Source organism: Photorhabdus sp. P32 (assembly GCF_038085095.1).
In the GTDB taxonomy this organism is placed as follows: Bacteria; Pseudomonadota; Gammaproteobacteria; order Enterobacterales; family Enterobacteriaceae; genus Photorhabdus; species Photorhabdus luminescens.
The window spans coordinates 1-19,121 of sequence record NZ_JAZGJN010000278.1; the positions used below are offsets into that span (position 1 = coordinate 1).

Consider the following 19,121-nt stretch of genomic DNA (forward strand, 5'->3'; position numbering starts at 1 on the left):
TTCACCAATTAATCGCCATCAATGACGACACCGGCGAATGCTGGGAATTTTACAATATGCCTGGGCATCAGAAGATCATGTAATGTATTGAGGAAAAATTATGAAAACCGGACTCCGCTTTACCTGCACTATCGGCAACCTGGAAGCCAAAACTTTTGCCGTGGTTGATTTTACGTTAGATGAGGCGCTTTCATCGTTATTTACCCTGTCTCTGACGTTAGCGGCACCTCGTTCAGATATTGATACCGATACCCTCCTGCTCCAAACCGCGCGGTTCACCGTCACCCGTGACGATATTCTGCAACGCGAAGTGACAGGATTGGTTGAAAGCGCGGTTGTTGGAACCACAAACCGGCATCAAACCCAGTATCACCTGACAGTCAGGCCAGAAATGTGGCTTCTGACACTCGATCAGGACAGCCGTATTTATCACCAAATTAGCATTCCCGATATTTTACAAAGCCTCCTGAAACAGAAGCAACTCCGGGCCAATATACATTTGAATAACCCACACTCAACACGGGAATATGTCACCATGAAAAGGGAATCATCCTATGATTTCTTTACCCGCCTGGCGGCTGAGGAGGGGATGTTCTTCTGGTTCGCCGATGACGGGCTCCATCTGAGTGATAGCCACCTGAACATGAGAGCGCCGGATACACTGATCTACAACCCGGACATTACCAGCGCAGTAGAAGAAAATGTTATCTACAAATGGCTGTTTGGCTCCCACATGCGCCCTGAATCCACCACCCAAAAAGACAGAAATTACCACAATCCCAATTACGCTTTACGACACAATGCAACAGATTTTGCGGCAGAAAACGACACACTATTTCATATTTTCGAAAGTTACGGGCGTTTTCAGAAAGACAAAGAGGCCATTCCGTTTATCCAATACCGGCTGGAAGCCCTGCGTGCTGATAGCAAATCAGGGATAGCGAACAGTAACTGTATCCGATTAATGCCGGGCAGAATCTTCACATTAACCAACCACCCGATTGACGCCATGAATGACCGCTGGCAAGTCATCTCTTCTCAACATACAGGGCATGTCCCTGCGGTTTTAGGCGACGGCGGAACCGGCACTACCCTGAATTCACAAACCCGGTTTATACCAGGCCGCAACGATTGGCGTCCGCCATACCGCTATAAACCACTGGCTGACGGCGATGAAATCGCAACAGTTGTTGGACCGGGCACTGAGGAAATTTACGTCAATAAAGATGGGGCGGTTCGCGTTCACTTTCACTGGAACCGTTATGACGCGCCTGACGACCGGGCTTCTTGCTGGGTGCGGGTTGCACAAGGGTGGAATGGCAACGGATTTGGTTTTCTGGCAACGCCGCGAGTCGGTCAGGAAGTGATTATCTCCTATCTCAACGGCGATATTGACCGGCCTATTATCACCGGATGCACTTACAACGGCCTTAACCGCCCGCCGCTGAATTTACCCGCGGAAAAGACGCGCACCACGTTCAGAACCAAAACACATAAAGGTAATGGTTTTAACGAACTGCGTTTTGAGGATGAAAAAGAGCGGGAAGAGATTTATATCCACGCTCAACGTAACCAACTGATCCAAATTAACCACGATAAGACACAACAAATAGAGCACGACGAAAGCCACACGGTCATGAATGATCGTCGGCACAAAATCGGCAATGATGAATTTATCCGCATCATGAATGAACAACACATTCAAGTGGATAAAAATCAGTTCGAAACCATTGAGAAAGACAAAGTTACGCGGATCAACAATAGCTGGAAGGAAGAGATCTACGCTTCTCATTTCCAACAAATTGGTGAAAACAAACAGAGTGATATCAAAGGCAATTACCAGATAAATGTCGTTAAAGGCATTCACTCACACACCAAAATACATACCCTGCAAGCCAGTGATACCGTGATCCTCAGAGGTAAGGCAGGAAGTATCACGCTGGATGCTCAAGGCATCACACTAAACGGCAACATCTTTTTGAAAGGCCCGGTGGTAGTGCAAGGTGGCAGCGCCGGCACCGTGCCAACATTGACCGGCGCAGCCAATGAAGGACAGCCCATTGCTCAGGATTGCAGAGGAAAGGCTGATGCACAAAAGGAAACATCAGAGTGAAAACGCTATCTTCGTTTGATCTAGCTCACTACTGGGTTGCCACTTGCACCTACCAAGCGATAGGCAATGAAAAACATCCTGCCGGACAATATTCAGCCAAAGCATTAATTCATGCTCCGACTGAATATGAGGCATTTACAAATCTATGCAACTACGTGATCGGTTTTGGAATAACAAACGGCCAATACCAAGACATCATTGCCTTACAAACTTACCTGATGGAAAGCGCTAACCCCGAATTACGGTTAATACGCTATATCCGACAGATAAGTGATCAGCAGCCCGTCATACTGGTACAACGGGAAGATATTGACTCTCCACGGCCTGCCATTCGTGGCGATTTAATATTGACGCCAACCACTGATATGCCGGTTTATGAAGATAATGAACATCTCTACGCGGTCATTGACGCGGCAGTATATCAACAGGCAGGACGATTTATCATTCCTGATCTGTCCGCTTCCTCTTTACATTGGCAAGGACTGTTTCAGGGAGAAACTCGAGTTTCACTGGAAGATAGCGCCCCTTATCTGGTTGAACTGTATAAAGACAGTAGTAATCAGCCAGAATTACAACGATACATTATGAATGCCGATAACCGGGCAGAGCTGAGCGTGTTTATCCAAAGCGAACAACCTTTTGAAACAGTGTTAAATCATCTGCGTAAGTTCACCTATTTAAAAAATGAGCTGACTCAAGAGTGGGCATTTTTCCGTTTCTATCATCCCAACACACTGACGACTCTGCTTAATACTCTATCCGACGGGCCATTAGCCCATTTTATGCAGGGGATCAATTCAATATGGTTCTATGGTGATAAACCCGATACCCACCACATTATCACCATCACGGAAAACATTCGGCAGGCAAAACCTGCGCCTGTCACGCTCAATCACCAATTGTGTGAACTGTTTGAGCAACAAACGCAACAACGCCATGTACTTAAAACCATTGACTTTATTAAGGAAAATCTAACTGAACGCTGTCAGGTGAATAAAAACACCCTGCCTGCTTTTGTTTTGCAGCAGACTAATCAGGCTTATCTGCAAGGACTGACGCAACAGCGAGCCATACTCTATTACGTTGCCGCCAGGTGTTTAATGCCAAACGATGAAGTTCACTGGCAACAACTTTGGGACTCAGCCTGCTCGCAAACAGAAACACAGGAAATACGGGCACATTCACTTTTCAAACAATGCGACACACTAACAACCAAGGAAATATTATGACCACCAACATTCAGGAACGCTTTGACAAATTAATAGAAAAAGCTTACGAACTGTTCCCGCAAAATCTTGAGGTAGATAATTATATGCAGCCCTGTGACTGCAACATTAAACCGATTTACCCGGTTCGTTATGCTTATGTGAACTTTTTCGGCAAAGAACTCGAAAAACCAGAAGCGCCCCCGGATATCCACACCCTGATGTTCTCCTCGTCACTCCAGCAAACCAAAGGCTATGCCGCCCGCCTGCTGCGTCCCGGCTGGATATACATCAAGGAAGAAGATCCGCTTACTACCCGAGGCAGCAAAGCCCGCGGTTATCTGCACATCTTTAAATATTGCGTATCAGAAAGAGAGATTAACGGCAAAAAGCAGCGGGTGGAGAAATTTAAAAAGTACATGTTTCTCAACCGCAAAGACGCCAGTGAAGGACTCATCCCTGAACCCGGCATTCGGGGCGAGGGGCATCCATTCCTGTTTGTCGCCAAAGATGTCATCAATATCAGTATCGCTTACAGTGAACACCCGTGGCACTCCTCCGTACTGGCTAAGATTGACAACAGTCTTGAACTGCGGCAGAAAACCATGCAATTCATCAACCTCGAACAGGAGCAGTCCCCCTTTGCGGTTAACGCCTCAGAAAAGTATTTTCGAAAACTGATTGTCGATTACAAAATCCGGCAGGAGCAGTTTGCCAACATCAAGGCCACCATTGAAAAAGACATCAATGAACTGGATCTGGCTGACGTCGGGATTGATACACTGACCACTCAGGGCAGCTACGAGATGGATGCCGACGTGATTATCAAGCGAATCAACAGTTATCTGCACCTGGATGAACAGGCGCGGATTGTGATCCTGCATGACCCGGTAGGCCGTCAGCGGGATATTGTGGAAGCCTACTCTATCCTGAATTTGTGGCAACAGAGCTATAACGCCTCCAACATCTACCCACTGACCATCGGCTTCTATGTCGAAAATCTCAAAGCCACCAAAAACCCGGAGCTGAAAAAGAAAATAGATGACAGTATCCATCAGGAACGCTGGGAAAATGACTGGCCGAAACTGAAAAAAGTCACTGAAGATTTTGAAGCGCGTCAGGCCATGTTTATGAAACTGTTCGAAGCCTTTGCGGATAACCCGGACCTCAGTTATCAAGTCGGCGGGCTGAAAAATTATTTTCACTACTTCTTTTCACTGCAAGATGAAAAAGAGACGCTGGAAGAAGAGGATGCGCTGGAGTTCCAGTTTTTCAGTGAAATACTCTCCGGCCTGCTCGGCAATCTGCAATCCTCCCTGCCCGGCCAGCAGGTGCTGGCGAAGCTGGCAGCTAAAGAGTCGGACAGCAACGGGGATGGCAACTTCTGGCGCACCATTACCACCGGAGTTGTCACCGTACTGAATAACGACAAAGTCAAATCTCCGCTACTTAAAGGCCCGTTTATTCGTGGCGTCGATAATATTCTGCTGGGGATGGGGACATTTCTGGCAACCGTCTGCGCCTATACCCAGCAGGCGATTTATCAGGGTTCAAGTTATGTCCGTCAGCTTCCCCAGAAAGCGATTGACCAGATAACCCAACAACTGGTTCCGGCCCTGTTGTCCACGTTGGGAGTAGTGATTGAACCGGATGGCAGAGTGGCACTCAGCGAACAGAGCTATCAGGAAGTGCTGAGACGGCTGGAATCGAAAACGAATCGCCACCTCCCTGACCCGGCAGTGCGTCAACAGGCTATCGGGGAACGGATGATTAACTGGAGTAAACGTCTGGAATCACTTGGCAATAAACCGGTGATAACCCTGCCTGAGGTTAAAACCAGTGTGGACTCTCCGGTTCAGCTTTTTACTTTAGACGGGGCTGGCAAACCTTCCCTTGGTTTACTGTTTGATTCTTCACTGACCGGTGTCAGCCTGTTTCTGAATGCATTCACCCTGTCCGATGTGCTCATGCAGACAGAATATGCCCGCAACAACCCTTTACAACCCGGACCTACCTATATGAATCTGTTGCGCTTTAGCACCGCAGTGATTGGGATGAGTGCCGATTTGACCTCCATCGGTTCGACATTAGCCAGCAAAGTAAACTCACCCATAGTCAAGGCGCTGATGAGCGGGATAAAAGTGCCTGCCGTCAATATCGCAATGGTCAATCAATTCTCCCGTGTTGCCGGTAGCGTGGCAGGCTATTTAGGGGCAATTATCTCCTTCTATGATGCGAGTAACGCTTTCAAAGTGGGTAATAACATGGAAGGTTATGGACTGGTAGCGATAGGGGCAGGCTCTATTATTCTGACAACAGTAGGATTAATATTTCTTGCCGTTGGCTCTGTACTGACAGCGGGACTATTAGCATGGCTGGCAGCAGGTACCAGTTTGCTTATCGGTGGTAGCATTGTACAAGCCAGCAGTGCCTGGTCAGATTTAGAGAAAGTACTGAATAATTGTTTCTGGGGAGTGGGAAAGAAATATGCTTTTTGGCCAGTGGATGAACGACCAACTATCTCAAATCAATTACAAGATGCTAGGGAAATGAGCGATTCCATTAATAACGCTTTTCTTATAGAGAACCAAGAATTTTTAAATCTCTTTATTCAGCCACAACTGAAAATACATCAGGGATTTGGCGTCACTACCTATCGTTTCACTTTGCCTGCTTTTCAGATAAGCCTCTCAAATATTCGCGGTATCTTTGTGACTCCACCGAAAACCTCCTACTGGGGAGAAAAAATCGATTATATTGAGATTAACCGTCAAAAATATACTCTCGATACCTTTCGTAATACCAAATTTAAGGAAGCCAAAGCACAGGCCAAACTTACCCTGAATGGCGATACCGCAACACTGGAGGTAGTAATTACCGAAACGAAGGGCGTTTTCCCCAAGAATAGTGAACTGTACTGGTATTATGAACAATCAGAAAGCGTCATCGCCCCTATGCGTTATCTCTGGGGAGAAAAACCCATAGCAGAAAATACCATTAAGGGTAGTTTTGACGGGGAGCGTACACTATGAAACAACGATTAAAACATTTACTTAAAAAATGGTTTCCTACTATTCATCCAATGCCAGCCAAGAGGTTGGCTCGATGGGAAAAAGAAATCTTGGCGGTACCTCCGGATATTAAAAACGAGGAAACCATTAAGCATGTGGAAATATTGGATTGTCTTAATGATAAGGAGTGCTGGGTTAGAAATCCCCAGCGTCGCTTCCGAAATATCACCTTAATCCCAGTAACATTAGGAATTATCAGTAGCTTGGTGTTAAGCGTTAACGATTTTATAGAATCAAGAAAAAAAAATGAGGAAGCTATACATCGATGGGTTGGTTATGCTAAAAAGAAATATGGTGAAGAATTCTACCTGCGTAATGATCTACCAGCGGATATGGAAGATGTACGTTATATCGGCAATGATAAAGAAATTTCACTAAGAAAATATTTGTATTACCGTTATACCTACTACCCCAGTAGCCCCCAACTTCTGATAATTGATATAAGTTTCCTTCTGCTCTATTTATTGATTATTCCACCCTTTGTCTATTGTGTATTTTTCTGGCAGAGTCAAGCTCCATTAATTATCGATCGCGAACGGCAAATCTTTTACACCTGGTATAAAGGTAAAGCTTATGCTGCCCGTTATCCACAATTAGGTATGGTAGAAAAAACTAATATCCTGTATCTCAAAATCTACGGATTGGATGAAAATAATAATCTCATCGGACGTGGCTTTATCCCTAATATCACCAGTTACACCTTTGCTGCCTTAAGCAATGGCAATGATAAAGGACTAGCAGTCGCTTTTATGGTGAAATTTTTATTAAATGGCAAAGAAGCGGTCAGCAAAGTGGATTATAAACGCCGTGAGCCGCTTATCTGGTGGAGTAAAGATAAAAGACCTGAGGATTTAGAAGCTCAAATTCCATTGATTTTGGCAGAATTGGATCGCTTAGGTCCCCCTGATGAAGATCTTTCCGAATGAAGCAACGATTAAAACATTTACTAAAAAAATGGTTTCCTACTATACATCCATTGCCAGCCAAACGGCTGGCCCGTTGGGAAAAAGAAATTCTGGCGGTACCACCGGATATTAAGAATGCAGAAACCATTAAACATGTGGAAATACTAGACTACCTTAATAATAAGGAATGTCATATCCGTAATACCCAACGCCGCGCTCGGAGTATTGCCTTGATCCCGGTAACACTAGGACTAATTACCAGTCTGCTATTAACAGTAAATGATTTTATAAAAGAACGAAGAAGTGCTGAAAATAATCTTCATGATTGGATCGAGTTAGTAAAGGAAAAATATGGAGAAGAATTTTATCTACGCAATGATTTACCCGATTATATGGAAGATGCTCGTTATATTGGTAACGATAAAGAGATCTCTCTGAAAAAATATCTTCACTATCGCTATACCTTTTACCCAAGTAGTTCCCGGCTTCTCATAATTGATATAAGTTTCCTATTGCTCTATCTACTGATTATTCCACCTTTCTTATGGGCCATATTTTTTTTACGCCGTCAGGCACCATTAATTATCGACCGTGAACGGCAAATTTTTTACACCTGGTATAAAGGTAAAGCCTATGCCGCTCGTTATCCACAATTAGGTATGGTAGAAAAAACTAATATTTTGTATCTCAAAGTCTACGGACTGGATGAAAATAATAACCTTATCGGACGTGGCTTTATCCCTAACGTCAGCAGTTATACTTTTGCTTTCTTAAGCAGCGGCAATGATAAAGCGCTGGCAGTGGCCTTTATGGTGAAGTTTTTATTAAAAGGCAAAGAAGCGGTCAGCAAAGTGGATTATAAACGCCGTGAGCCGCTTATCTGGTGGAGTAAAGATAAAAGACCTGCGGATTTAGAAGCTCAAATTCCGTTGATTTTGGCAGAATTGGATCGCTTAGGTCCTCCTGATGAAGATCTTTCCGAATGAAGCAACGATTAAAAAACTTACTTAAAAAATGGTTTCCCACCATCCACCCGCTGCCAGCCAAACGGCTGGCCCGTTGGGAAAAAGAAATTCTGGCGGTACCGCCGGATATTAAGGATAAAGAAACTATTAAGCACGTTGAAATATTGGACTACCTTGATAATAAGGAATGCCGTATTCGTAACACTCAACGCCGTGCCCGGAGTATTACCTTAATCCCGGTTACATTGGGGATAATTACCAGCATGCTATTGACAGTAAATGATTTTATAAAAGAACGAAAAAGCAATGAATCAGAGATTTATCGATGGGTAGATGTAGCTAAAAAGGAGTATGGTGAAAAATTTTATCTACGTGATGACTTACCTGACTATTTGAACGGTATGAACTACATTGGGAATGATAAAGATCTTTCTCTGAGAAAGTACTTACATTATCGATATAACTATTATCGATATAGCGACTACCTTTTTAAAGTCGATATAGGTTTCCTACTGCTCTATCTGTTAATTATTCCACCTTTCGTGTGGGCCGTATTTTTTTCGCGTCGTCAGGCACCATTAATTATCGATCGCGAACGGCAGATTTTTTACACTTGGTATAAAGGTAAAGCCTATGCCGCTCGTTATCCACAAGTCGGCATGGCAGAAAAAACTAATATCTTTTTCCTCAAAGTCTACGGGCTGGATGAAAATAATAACCTTATCGGGCGGGGTTTTATCCCTAACGTCAGCAGTTATTCTTTTGCTTTCTTAAGCAGCGGCAATGATAAGGGACTGGCAGTCGCCTTTATGGTGAAATTTTTATTAAATGGCAAAGAAGCGGTTAGCAAAGTGGATTATAAACGCCGTGAGCCGCTTATCTGGTGGAGTAAAGATAAAAGGCCCGCCGATTTAGAAGCCCAAATTCCGTTGATTTTGGCAGAATTGGATCGCTTAGGTCCCCCTGATGAAGATCTTTCCGAATGAAACAACGATTAAAACATTTACTCAAAAAATGGTTTCCCACCATCCACCCGCTGCCAGCCAAACGGCTGGCCCGTTGGGAAAAAGAAATTCTGGCAGTACCGCCAGATATTAAGGATAAAGAAACCATCAAACATGTGGAAATACTGGATTCCCTTAATAATAGGGAGTGCCATATCCGCAACCCACAGCGCCGTTTTAGAAGTATTACCTTAATCCCAGTTACATTAGGGATTATTAGCAGCCTTATCCTAAATATCAACGGATTTATCGAAGATCGTAAAAATGATGAAGCAGGAATCCATAGTTGGATCGCATTGGTAAAGAAAAAGTATGGTGAAGAATTTTATCTGCGCAATGATTTACCAAATCATATGGAAGATGCCCGTTATATCGGTAATGATAAAGAAATCTCCCTAAGAAAATATTTACATTACCGTTATAATTATTATCGGCACAGCGACTCTTTTTTGAAAATTGATATAAGTTTCCTGCTATTCTATCTATTAATTATCCCTCCCTTTGTTTATTGTGTATTTTTCTGGCAGAGCCAAGCGCCATTAATTATTGATCGAGAACGACAAATTTTTTACACCTGGTACAAAGGTAAAGCCTATGCCGCCCGTTACCCACAATTAGGTATGGTAGAAAAAACTAATATTCTGTATCTCAAAGTGTACGGATTGGATGAAAATAATAACCTTATCGGGCGTGGCTTTATCCCTAATATCACCAGTTATACTTTTGCCGCTTTAAGCAACGGTAATGATAAAGCGCTGGCAGTGGCCTTTATGGTGAAATTTTTATTAAATGGCAAAGAAGCGGTCAGCAAAGTGGATTATAAACGCCGTGAGCCGCTTATCTGGTGGAGTAAAGATAAAAGACCTACGGATTTAGAAGCCCAAATTCCGTTGATTTTAGCAGAATTGGATCGCTTAGGTCCCCCTGATGAAGATCTTTCCGAATGAAGCAACGATTAAAACATTTACTTAAAAAATGGTTTCCCACCATCCACCCATTGCCAGCCAAACGGCTGGTACGCTGGGAAAAAGAAATTCTAGCGGTACCTCCGGATATTAAAAACGAGGAAACCATTAAGCATGTGGAAATATTGGATTGCCTTAATGATAAGGAGTGCTGGGTTAGAAATCCCCAGCGCCGTTTTAGGAGTATTAATCTAATTCCAGTTACATTAGGGATTATTAGTAGCCTTATTCTAAATATTAACGGATTTATCGAAGACCGTAAAAATGATGAAGCTGGAATCCATCAGTGGATCAATTTAGTCAAAGAGGAATATGGTGACAAATTTTATCTACGCGATGACTTACCCGATTATATGGAAAATGCTCGCTATATTGGTAACGATAAAAAAATCTCCCTAAGAAAATATTTACATTACCGTTATAATTATTATCGACACAGCGACTCTTTTTTGAAAATTGATATAAGTTTCCTGCTATTCTATCTATTAATTATCCCTCCCTTTGTCTATTGTGTATTTTTCTGGCAGAGTCAAGCGCCATTAATTATCGATCGCGAACGGCAAATCTTTTACACCTGGTATAAAGGTAAAGCCTATGCCGCCCGTTATCCACAAGTCGGCATGGCCGAAAAAACTAACATTTTTTTCCTCAAAGTCTATGGACTAGATGAAAATAATAACCTTATCGGGCGGGGTTTTATCCCTAACGTCAGCAGTTATTCTTTTGCTTTCTTAAGCAGCGGCAGTGATAAAGCGCTGGCAGTCGCCTTTATGGTGAAATTTTTATTAAATGGCAAAGAGGCGGTCAGCAAAGTGGATTATAAACGCCGTGAACCGCTTATTTGGTGGAGTAAAGATAAAAGACCTGCGGATTTAGAAGCCAAAATTCCGTTAATTTTAGCAGAATTGGATCGCTTAGGTCCCCCTGATGAAGATCTTTCCGAATGAAACAACGATTAGAAAATTTACTCAAAAAATGGTTTCCCACCATCCACCCATTGCCAGCCAAACGGCTGGCCCGTTGGGAAAAAGAAATTCTGGCGGTACCTCCGGATATTAAAAATGAGGAAACCATTAAGCATGTGGAAATATTGGATTGCCTTAATGATAAGGAGTGCTGGGTTAGAAATCCCCAGCGCCGTCTTAGGAGCATAAACCTGATTCCTGTAACTCTGGGGATTATTAGCAGTTTGGTATTAAACGTTAACAATTTTATCGAAGAACGAAAGAGTAATGAATCAGAAATTTATCGATGGGTTAATATAGCTAAAAAGGAATATGGCGAGAAATTTTACTTACGTGATGATTTACCAGACTATCTGAAAGATACACGTTATATTGGTAATGATAAAGAAATTTCACTAAGAAAATATTTATATTATAGATATACCTTTTATCCAAGTAGTTCCCGACTTATCAAAATTGATATAGGTTTCTTATTGTTATATTTACTAATTATTCCACCTTTTGTATGGGCCGTATTTTTTTACGCCGTCAGGCACCATTAATTATTGATCGCGAACGGCAGATTTTTTACACCTGGTATAAAGGTAAAGCCTATGCCGCTCGCTATCCACAAGTCGGCATGGCAGAAAAAACTAATATCTTTTTCCTCAAAGTCTATGGCCTGGATGAAAATAATAACCTTATCGGACGGGGTTTTATCCCTAACGTCAGCAGCTATTCTTTTGCTTTCTTAAGCAGTGGCAATGATAAGGGACTGGCAGTCGCCTTTATGGTGAAATTTTTATTAAATGGCAAAGAAGCGGTCAGCAAAGTGGATTATAAACGCCGTGAGCCGCTTATCTGGTGGAGTAAAGATAAAAGACCTGCGGATTTAGAAGCTCAAATTCCGTTGATTTTGGCAGAATTGGATCGCTTAGGTCCCCCTGATGAAGATCTTTCCGAATGAAACAACGATTAGAAAATTTACTCAAAAAATGGTTTCCTACTATTCATCCATTGCCAGCCAAGCGGCTGACTCGATGGGAAAAAGAAATTCTGGCTGCACCACCGGATATTAAGAATGCAGAAACCATTAAACATGTGGAAACATTGGACTATCTTGATGATAAGGAATGTCATATTCGCAATCCACAACGCCGTTTTAGGAACATTACTCTAATTCCTGTTACACTAGGACTAATTACCAGTCTAGTGTTAACTGTGAATGACTTTATAAAAGAACGAAAAGATACTGAATCAGATATTCATTCCTGGGTAGATCTAGTAAAAGAAAAGTATGGAGAAAATTTTTATCTGAGTGACGATTTACCAGATTATATGGAAAATGCCCGTTATATTGGTAATGATAAAGAAATCTCACTAAGGAAGTATTTATATTATCGTTATACCTTTTACCCAAGCAGCACTCGATTGCTCATCATTGATATAAGTTTCCTTCTGCTCTATCTATTGATTATTCCACCCTTTGTTTATTGTGTATTTTTCTGGCAGAGTCAAGCGCCATTAATTATTGATCGCGAACGACAAATCTTTTACACCTGGTATAAAGGTAAAGCCTATGCCGCCCGTTATCCACAAGTCGGCATGGCAGAAAAAACTAATATCTTTTTCCTCAAAGTCTATGGCCTGGATGAAAATAATAACCTTATCGGGCGGGGTTTTATCCCCAACGTCAGCAGCTATTCTTTTGCTTTCTTAAGCAGCGGCAATGATAAAGCGCTGGCAGTCGCCTTTATGGTGAAGTTTTTATTAAATGGCAAAGAGGCAGTCAGCAAAGTAGATTATAAACGTCGTGAGCCGCTTATTTGGTGGAGTAAAGATAAAAAGCCCGCCGATTTAGAAGCTCAAATTCCGTTGATTTTGGCAGAATTGGATCGCTTAGGTCCTCCTGATGAAGAAGAAAATTAATAAAAAAACAGCGCCAATAGCGCTGCAATTACAGTGGATAATAAATTAAACCTGATATATTTTGCACAAATAGTGGGAAACTGCATCATCAGCGTTTGAGCCAATCACTTCCATATCTGGCAGGATATCTTTCAAGCGCTGGTGAGCATCCTGCATAATACAGCCCTTACCTGCTACCGTTAGCATTTCAAAGTCATTCATGCCATCGCCAAAAGCAATACAGTCACTCAGTTTATAACCCATAGATTGGGCTACCCGTTCAAGTGCATGACCTTTCGACACTCCACCCGCCATAACTTCCAGACAATTGCGCAACGAGAAACTCACATTGACTCTATCACCCCAACGCGCTTTGATTTTCTCTTCCAACGTAACCAATAGATCATGATCTTGGCAGGTAAAATAAACTTTACATACATCATCGGTTTTAAAGTTGTCACGCTCAAAAAGTTGATAATGAAACACTGATTCCTGAAAAAACTCTTTCTGCTCAGGGCATTCACGATTCATATACCAGTGATCATGGCAATAATAATTCGTCAGAATATCAGCGTTATCAAACTCCATTAAACACAAATCACGCACAATCTCAGGATCAACATTGTGACTGAAAACCAGTTCACCCATAGCATTGTGTACCCGAGCGCCATTGGAAGTAATCATATAGGCATCAATACCAAGAACATCTCGGATTTGCGCTACATCTACATGATGACGACCAGTAGCAAAAATAAAATTAATGCCTTTATTGGTCAGTAAATTAAGGGTTTCCTTGGTGTAAGAAGTTAATTTGTGATCAGGAGATAGCAAAGTGCCATCTAAATCTGAAGCAACAATGTAATACATAGTTATCATTCCTATAATTGAATCAATTCTGGTCAAAAAAATCACAAATGGCGTTGAGTGCCTGGCTACGTAATTTATCTTTTTCAAACAGGATCTCATGATGCGCCCCTTGAATAATCAAAGGTGACCGTTCTTCAATGAAAGCCCTCTCTTTGTTACGTGATTCACAAAAAGCCCGTATTTTTTGATTATTAACGACTTTATCCTCACTGGCTTTTAAGATCATCAACGGTGTCTCAATTTCTCCGGCTTTTTTTATCAACATATCGCCAACCCACATACTTTCCCTCATCCAGTGATATGTTGGGCCGCCTATGCGTAATTCCGGGTAATCCGCGCAATAACGGAGGTAACGGTTATAACGCTCATAACTGTGTGTCAGAAGGTTTATTAAATAAGGCAATGGACGCCATTTTCCGGTTAATATCGCATAATCATTACGCACATCTGACCGCTTTTCTGCCCGGTTTACCAGGAAAGTCGCCAACCAACGCGGCATAGGAAAGTTAATACCAAACATAGGAGCACAAAGGGCTGCCGCATCAAACACCTGGCTGTGACGTAATAAAAATCCCCCTAATATTGCCGCTCCCATTGAATGAGCTAACGCATAACAGTGAGAATAATGACGAGGAAGAATTTCTCTTTCTATTAATATTTCAACGTCATCAATATAATCATCAAATTTTTCTACATGCCCCTTTTGTGGATCTGCAAGCATTCTGCTGGATCGCCCCTGCCCACGATGATCAATAATAAAAACGTCGTAGCCAAGGTGATAAAAATCATATGCCACTTCCGAGTATTTGACATAACTTTCACTACGGCCAGGAAAGATAACAACCGCTCTACAATTTTTTACTGTCGTACAAAAATGGACATAACGTATCAGTACATTATCGACCCCAATAAATTCGCACTCTTCCCTGACTTGCCAAAAATCTAACAGAGGCCCGTTGGCAAAAGCAGAGAACTGTGTCTCACGATTAAGCCAACTTTGTTTCAACATTTCTGGCGTCATAAGTTACCCTCAGACTAGCCAAACTCCTCTAGATGTTCACTAATTAAAGCCATAAAGACGTTACCAAAACGTTCCAGTTTCCGTTGCCCTACTCCATTGATTAATAACAATTCATCAGCCGTAACCGGGCATTGCTCCGCCATTTCAATTAGCGTGACATCGTTAAATACAACAAAAGGCGGGATATTTTCTTCATCAGCAATGGATTTCCGTAACTTACGTAGCTTGGCAAATAGTTTGCGATCATAATTACCGCTATACGATTTACTCTGCTGAGTGCGCCCTTTTAGGCTCTGAATTCGTGGAACAGCCAGTTTTAGCGAAACTTCGCCACGCAATATTGGGCGTGCCGCTTCTGTTAATTGTAATGCAGAATAATTGGCGATGTTTTGACTGATAAAGCCTAAATGAATAAGCTGCCGTAATACACTCATCCAGTGTTCCTGACTTTGATCTTTACCAATACCATAAACCGGCAAATTATCATGTCTCATATCACGGATACGCTGATTATTCGCGCCTCTGAGTACTTCAACAACATAGCCGATACCAAAACGCTGCCCAACCCGGTAAATACAAGAGAGCGCTTTTTGGGCATCCACCAAGCCATCATAATTTTTCGGTGGATCAAGGCAGATATCACAGTTACCACAAAGGGTTTGTTTACTTTCACCAAAGTAGTTTAATAACACCAAGCGACGGCAAGTTTGCGCTTCGGCAAAAGCCCCCATCGCATTGAGCTTATGTCGCTCAATATCCTGCTGTGTACCCGCTTCTTTCTCTTCCAGACAACGGCGAAGCCATACCATATCCGCAGGATCATAAAACAGCACCGCTTCCGCCGGCAGACCATCACGCCCAGCACGTCCCGTTTCCTGATAATAGGATTCGATATTACGTGGAATATTAAAATGCACCACAAACCGAACATTGGGTTTATTAATTCCCATTCCAAATGCCACGGTTGCCACCACCACCTGCAAATCATCACGCTGAAATGCGTCCTGCACCCGTGCACGCTGACTGTTATCCAACCCGGCATGGTACGGCGCAACACTCAAGCCACGTTTTTGTAAACGCTCTGATATTTCTTCAACTTTGTTGCGACTGTTGCAGTAAACAATGCCACTTTTACCTTTCTGACCGCGAATAAATAGCCACAGTTGATCTAATGGTTTGTATTTTTCTATCAAGGTATAACGGATATTGGGGCGGTCAAAACTGCTGATATGGATAAGTGGATTATGAAGATTTAGTAGTCGGACAATATCATTGCGGGTCGTTTCATCAGCGGTGGCCGTCAACGCAATGACAGGTAATGTCGGAAAGCGTTGCCTGAGCTGCCCCAACGCCCGATATTCCGGCCGGAAATCATGGCCCCATTGTGAAATACAGTGAGCTTCATCCACAGCCAACATTGCCGGTTGCCATTCCAGAAGCTGTTCAAGGAAGTTATCCATCATCAAGCGTTCAGGGGCGATATACAGCAATTTAATCATTCCCTGACGGCAACGCCGGATCACATCAATCTGCTGTTCACGGGCCTGAGTTGAATTCAAGCAATCTGCCGCAACGCCATTTGCCCGCAGTTGATCCACCTGATCTTTCATTAAAGAGATCAGCGGGGAAACAACCAAAGTCACCCCTTCCTGTACCAGCGCCGGAATTTGGTAACACAATGATTTACCGCCGCCAGTCGGCATAATGACCAGACAGTCACGCCCTTCCAGAATGGTATTGATAACTTGTTGCTGGCCTGGCCGGAATTGCAAATAACCAAAGGTTTTCCGCAATACCTGCTCTGTCAGTGATATCGAATTAATGACCTCTGCGGTAGACACGCTTTTCCTCAACCATGTTAAAAAATCACAGACGCCATCCAAAACGCCTGTGCATTATGCTATCTCACTCTCGAAATAATTACAGCATGTCATTGAACATCATCTCGGATAAAAGCAGGTTTTGTTAAAGGTTATAGCCGTTCAAAAATTCTCCCCACAATTCATCTTTCTCACTCCAATGCAGTGCCATAACGCCACATTTTTGACTGCTATTTAAACAAAACCAGAGTAAATCCTTACACTTACACAGTTGTTAATGATAATAATTTGTATTAATGTTATCAAAATTGAATACCTCAAAAGTCACCTGTCTAAGAGAACCGGAATGAATACCTGGAAAAAGGATGCTTATATTCAAAAATTTTAGAATTAAGCGTACCGATTTGTTTCCAGCGTATAGCGACTATGTTGGATATGATTTTTGATTATGAATAGGGATTGTTATCACCATGAGTTCACTACATATTAATTCTGATAATCACACTCTGCATCTCAACGCAGAGAACTGGCTCTATGCCAACCGCCATCTGGTGACAAAAATATTACGTGAGCTGTGTCACGAAAAACTGATTAATCCTACCTATCATGGGCAGCAACAGTATTCTCTGACAATAGGTGACTACCAATATCATTTTCAAGCGGAGGCTTATCAGCTCGATCATATTGATATTGATACCGCTTCCATAACCAAATTCAAGGATAATCAATCTCAGCCACTTGATGCCATTCAACTAATTATTGAGTTGCACCCACTGTTAGAAATCCAGGAAAAAATGCTGCCGATTTATCTCGACGAGATATCTAGCACGCTTTATGGTCACGCTTTTAAATATCAGTACAACCGACTTACAGCCCAAGATTTAGCTCATGCGGATTATCAAGTCGTTGAAACAGCAATGAGTGAAGGCCATCCAGTCTTTATTGCCAATAATGGTCGCATTGGTTTTGATGCCGATGATTATCAGCGCTATGCGCCTGAAAGCGCTAGCCCCGTGACTTTAATCTGGATTGCAGTGCACAGGAATAAAGCTATTTTCTCTGCACTGTCCGATCTGTCATACCAACAATTAATAGAAGAAGAGCTAGGAAAATATCTGCCAGCACAATTTGAACGCCACCTGAATATGTTGGGATTATGTCCATCAGATTATTATCTGATGCCTCTCCATCCCTGGCAGTGGCAGCACCGTATCGCCATCAGCTTTGCAGCAGATATTGCCAATAATCATATTGTTTATCTTGGAGAAGGCCATGATCGCTACCTCGCTCAGCAATCTATCCGTACTTTCTTCAACATTACTCAACCGAAGAAGAACTACGTTAAAACCGCCCTATCCGTGCTGAACATGGGCTTTATGCGTGGGCTCGATCCACACAGCATGGTCACAACCCCATCAGTCAATGAGTGGCTCAGCAACTTAGTCCATAATGACCGTTTCTTCCAACAGAAAGGTTTTACCGTATTACGGGAACGTGCTGCTCTCGGTTATTTCAATAACTACTTTGAATCAGCCATTAAGAAAGATAGCCCACATAAGAAAATGTTGTCAGCACTGTGGCGCGAAAGTCCAATGACGCTGTTGCAGGATAACCAACGCTTGATGACGATGGCTTCGTTACTGCATGTTGACCATCAGGGTAATTCCGTCGTTGCTGCTTTAGTAAAATATTCTGGTTTAGAAGCAGAAGAGTGGGTATCACGCTATCTCGATGCTTACCTTTCTCCATTACTGCGCTCTTTCTTCACCTATGATCTGGTGTTTATGCCACATGGCGAAAACCTGATGTTGGTATTGGATAATAACCGCCCGACAAACATGTTGATGAAAGATATTGGTGAAGAAATCGCTATTTTAAATGGTGACCTCCAATTGCCCGAAGAGATTAATTTCTTGCACGTCACTATCGAAGACGACATGAAAATTAACTATATCTTCCTTGATATCTTCGATTGTTTCTTCCGCTATCTGATTCCGCTGTTGCAAAAAGATCTTAATCTACCCGAAGAGCGTTTCTGGTTACTGGTTGCACGCTGTGTCCATAATTATCAGTCACAACATCTGCATCAGATTGAAAAATTCCGCAAGTTCGATCTGTTTAAGCAGGAATTTATTCGTACCTGTCTGAACCGTCTGCAAATGGCAAACAATCAACAGATGATCGATCTTGACGACCGTGAAAAGAATCTTAAATTCGCCGGAACTTTAGTTAATCCGCTGTACGCTTTACGCCATGAATACTCGGTTATTCTTCATCAAGCCGAGCAGTAATAAATAAAAATATCAACATAGATAAATACCAAAAGATTTAAT

Annotated in this window: 15 protein-coding genes; 12 read left to right on the forward strand and 3 right to left on the reverse strand. The window is 42.5% G+C overall.

What is annotated here, in order from left to right:
- Positions 1-100: 100 nt before the first annotated feature.
- From tssI to V2H77_RS15655, 11 genes are read left to right on the forward strand one after another with little or no spacing between them, the layout of a single operon-like run.
- Entirely contained in the window at positions 101-2,113 is a 2,013-nt protein-coding gene (tssI, locus tag V2H77_RS15605) for a type VI secretion system tip protein TssI/VgrG (RefSeq protein WP_341499533.1), read from the forward strand.
- Positions 2,110-3,342 (forward strand): DUF4123 domain-containing protein, encoded by a 1,233-nt coding sequence (locus V2H77_RS15610; RefSeq protein WP_341499534.1) that lies wholly within the window; start codon positions 2,110-2,112, stop codon positions 3,340-3,342. The genes tssI and V2H77_RS15610 overlap by 4 nt, the downstream gene beginning before the upstream one ends.
- A complete protein-coding gene (locus V2H77_RS15615) occupies positions 3,339-6,350 on the forward strand; it encodes a toxin VasX (protein WP_341499535.1) in 3,012 nt (1,003 codons plus the stop codon). The genes V2H77_RS15610 and V2H77_RS15615 overlap by 4 nt, the downstream gene beginning before the upstream one ends.
- On the forward strand, positions 6,347-7,315 hold the full coding sequence (locus tag V2H77_RS15620) for a hypothetical protein (protein ID WP_341499536.1): 969 nt from the start codon (positions 6,347-6,349) through the stop codon (positions 7,313-7,315). The genes V2H77_RS15615 and V2H77_RS15620 overlap by 4 nt, the downstream gene beginning before the upstream one ends.
- The gene (locus tag V2H77_RS15625) at positions 7,312-8,280 is read left to right on the forward strand and encodes a hypothetical protein (RefSeq protein ID WP_341499537.1); all 969 of its coding nucleotides are present in this window, start codon (positions 7,312-7,314) and stop codon (positions 8,278-8,280) included. Before V2H77_RS15620 ends, V2H77_RS15625 begins: the two co-directional genes overlap by 4 nt.
- Entirely contained in the window at positions 8,277-9,245 is a 969-nt protein-coding gene (locus V2H77_RS15630) for a hypothetical protein (RefSeq protein ID WP_341499538.1), read from the forward strand. The genes V2H77_RS15625 and V2H77_RS15630 overlap by 4 nt, the downstream gene beginning before the upstream one ends.
- Positions 9,242-10,210, forward strand: a complete 969-nt coding sequence (locus V2H77_RS15635) for a hypothetical protein (RefSeq protein WP_341499539.1) — start codon at positions 9,242-9,244, stop codon at positions 10,208-10,210. Before V2H77_RS15630 ends, V2H77_RS15635 begins: the two co-directional genes overlap by 4 nt.
- Positions 10,207-11,175, forward strand: coding sequence for a hypothetical protein (locus V2H77_RS15640; protein WP_341499540.1), 969 nt, complete (start codon positions 10,207-10,209; stop codon positions 11,173-11,175). The genes V2H77_RS15635 and V2H77_RS15640 overlap by 4 nt, the downstream gene beginning before the upstream one ends.
- Entirely contained in the window at positions 11,172-11,735 is a 564-nt protein-coding gene (locus tag V2H77_RS15645) for a hypothetical protein (RefSeq protein ID WP_341499541.1), read from the forward strand. The genes V2H77_RS15640 and V2H77_RS15645 overlap by 4 nt, the downstream gene beginning before the upstream one ends.
- A complete protein-coding gene (locus V2H77_RS15650; RefSeq protein WP_341499542.1) occupies positions 11,699-12,139 on the forward strand; it encodes a hypothetical protein in 441 nt (146 codons plus the stop codon). Before V2H77_RS15645 ends, V2H77_RS15650 begins: the two co-directional genes overlap by 37 nt.
- Positions 12,136-13,101, forward strand: coding sequence for a hypothetical protein (locus V2H77_RS15655; RefSeq protein ID WP_341499543.1), 966 nt, complete (start codon positions 12,136-12,138; stop codon positions 13,099-13,101). Before V2H77_RS15650 ends, V2H77_RS15655 begins: the two co-directional genes overlap by 4 nt.
- A gap of 45 nt (positions 13,102-13,146) precedes the next feature.
- Here the strand turns inward: V2H77_RS15655 and yigL are convergent, their stop codons facing one another.
- From yigL to recQ, 3 genes are read right to left on the reverse strand one after another with little or no spacing between them, the layout of a single operon-like run.
- Positions 13,147-13,947, reverse strand: coding sequence for a sugar/pyridoxal phosphate phosphatase YigL (yigL, locus tag V2H77_RS15660; protein WP_132346111.1), 801 nt, complete (start codon positions 13,945-13,947; stop codon positions 13,147-13,149).
- Between the two features lie 22 nt (positions 13,948-13,969).
- Positions 13,970-14,968, reverse strand: coding sequence for a lysophospholipase L2 (gene pldB, locus V2H77_RS15665; protein WP_341499544.1), 999 nt, complete (start codon positions 14,966-14,968; stop codon positions 13,970-13,972).
- 14 nt (positions 14,969-14,982) lie between these two features.
- Positions 14,983-16,809 carry an ATP-dependent DNA helicase RecQ gene (gene recQ / locus V2H77_RS15670; protein ID WP_341499545.1) on the reverse strand — a complete coding sequence of 609 codons (1,827 nt, stop codon included), beginning with the start codon at positions 16,807-16,809 and terminating at the stop codon, positions 14,983-14,985.
- 449 nt (positions 16,810-17,258) lie between these two features.
- Here recQ and V2H77_RS15675 point away from each other — a divergent pair, with 449 nt between their 5' ends.
- Positions 17,259-19,079: an IucA/IucC family protein gene (locus V2H77_RS15675; RefSeq protein ID WP_341499546.1), complete on the forward strand. Its 1,821-nt coding sequence runs from the start codon at positions 17,259-17,261 to the stop codon at positions 19,077-19,079.
- The last annotated feature ends 42 nt before the right edge of the window (positions 19,080-19,121 follow it).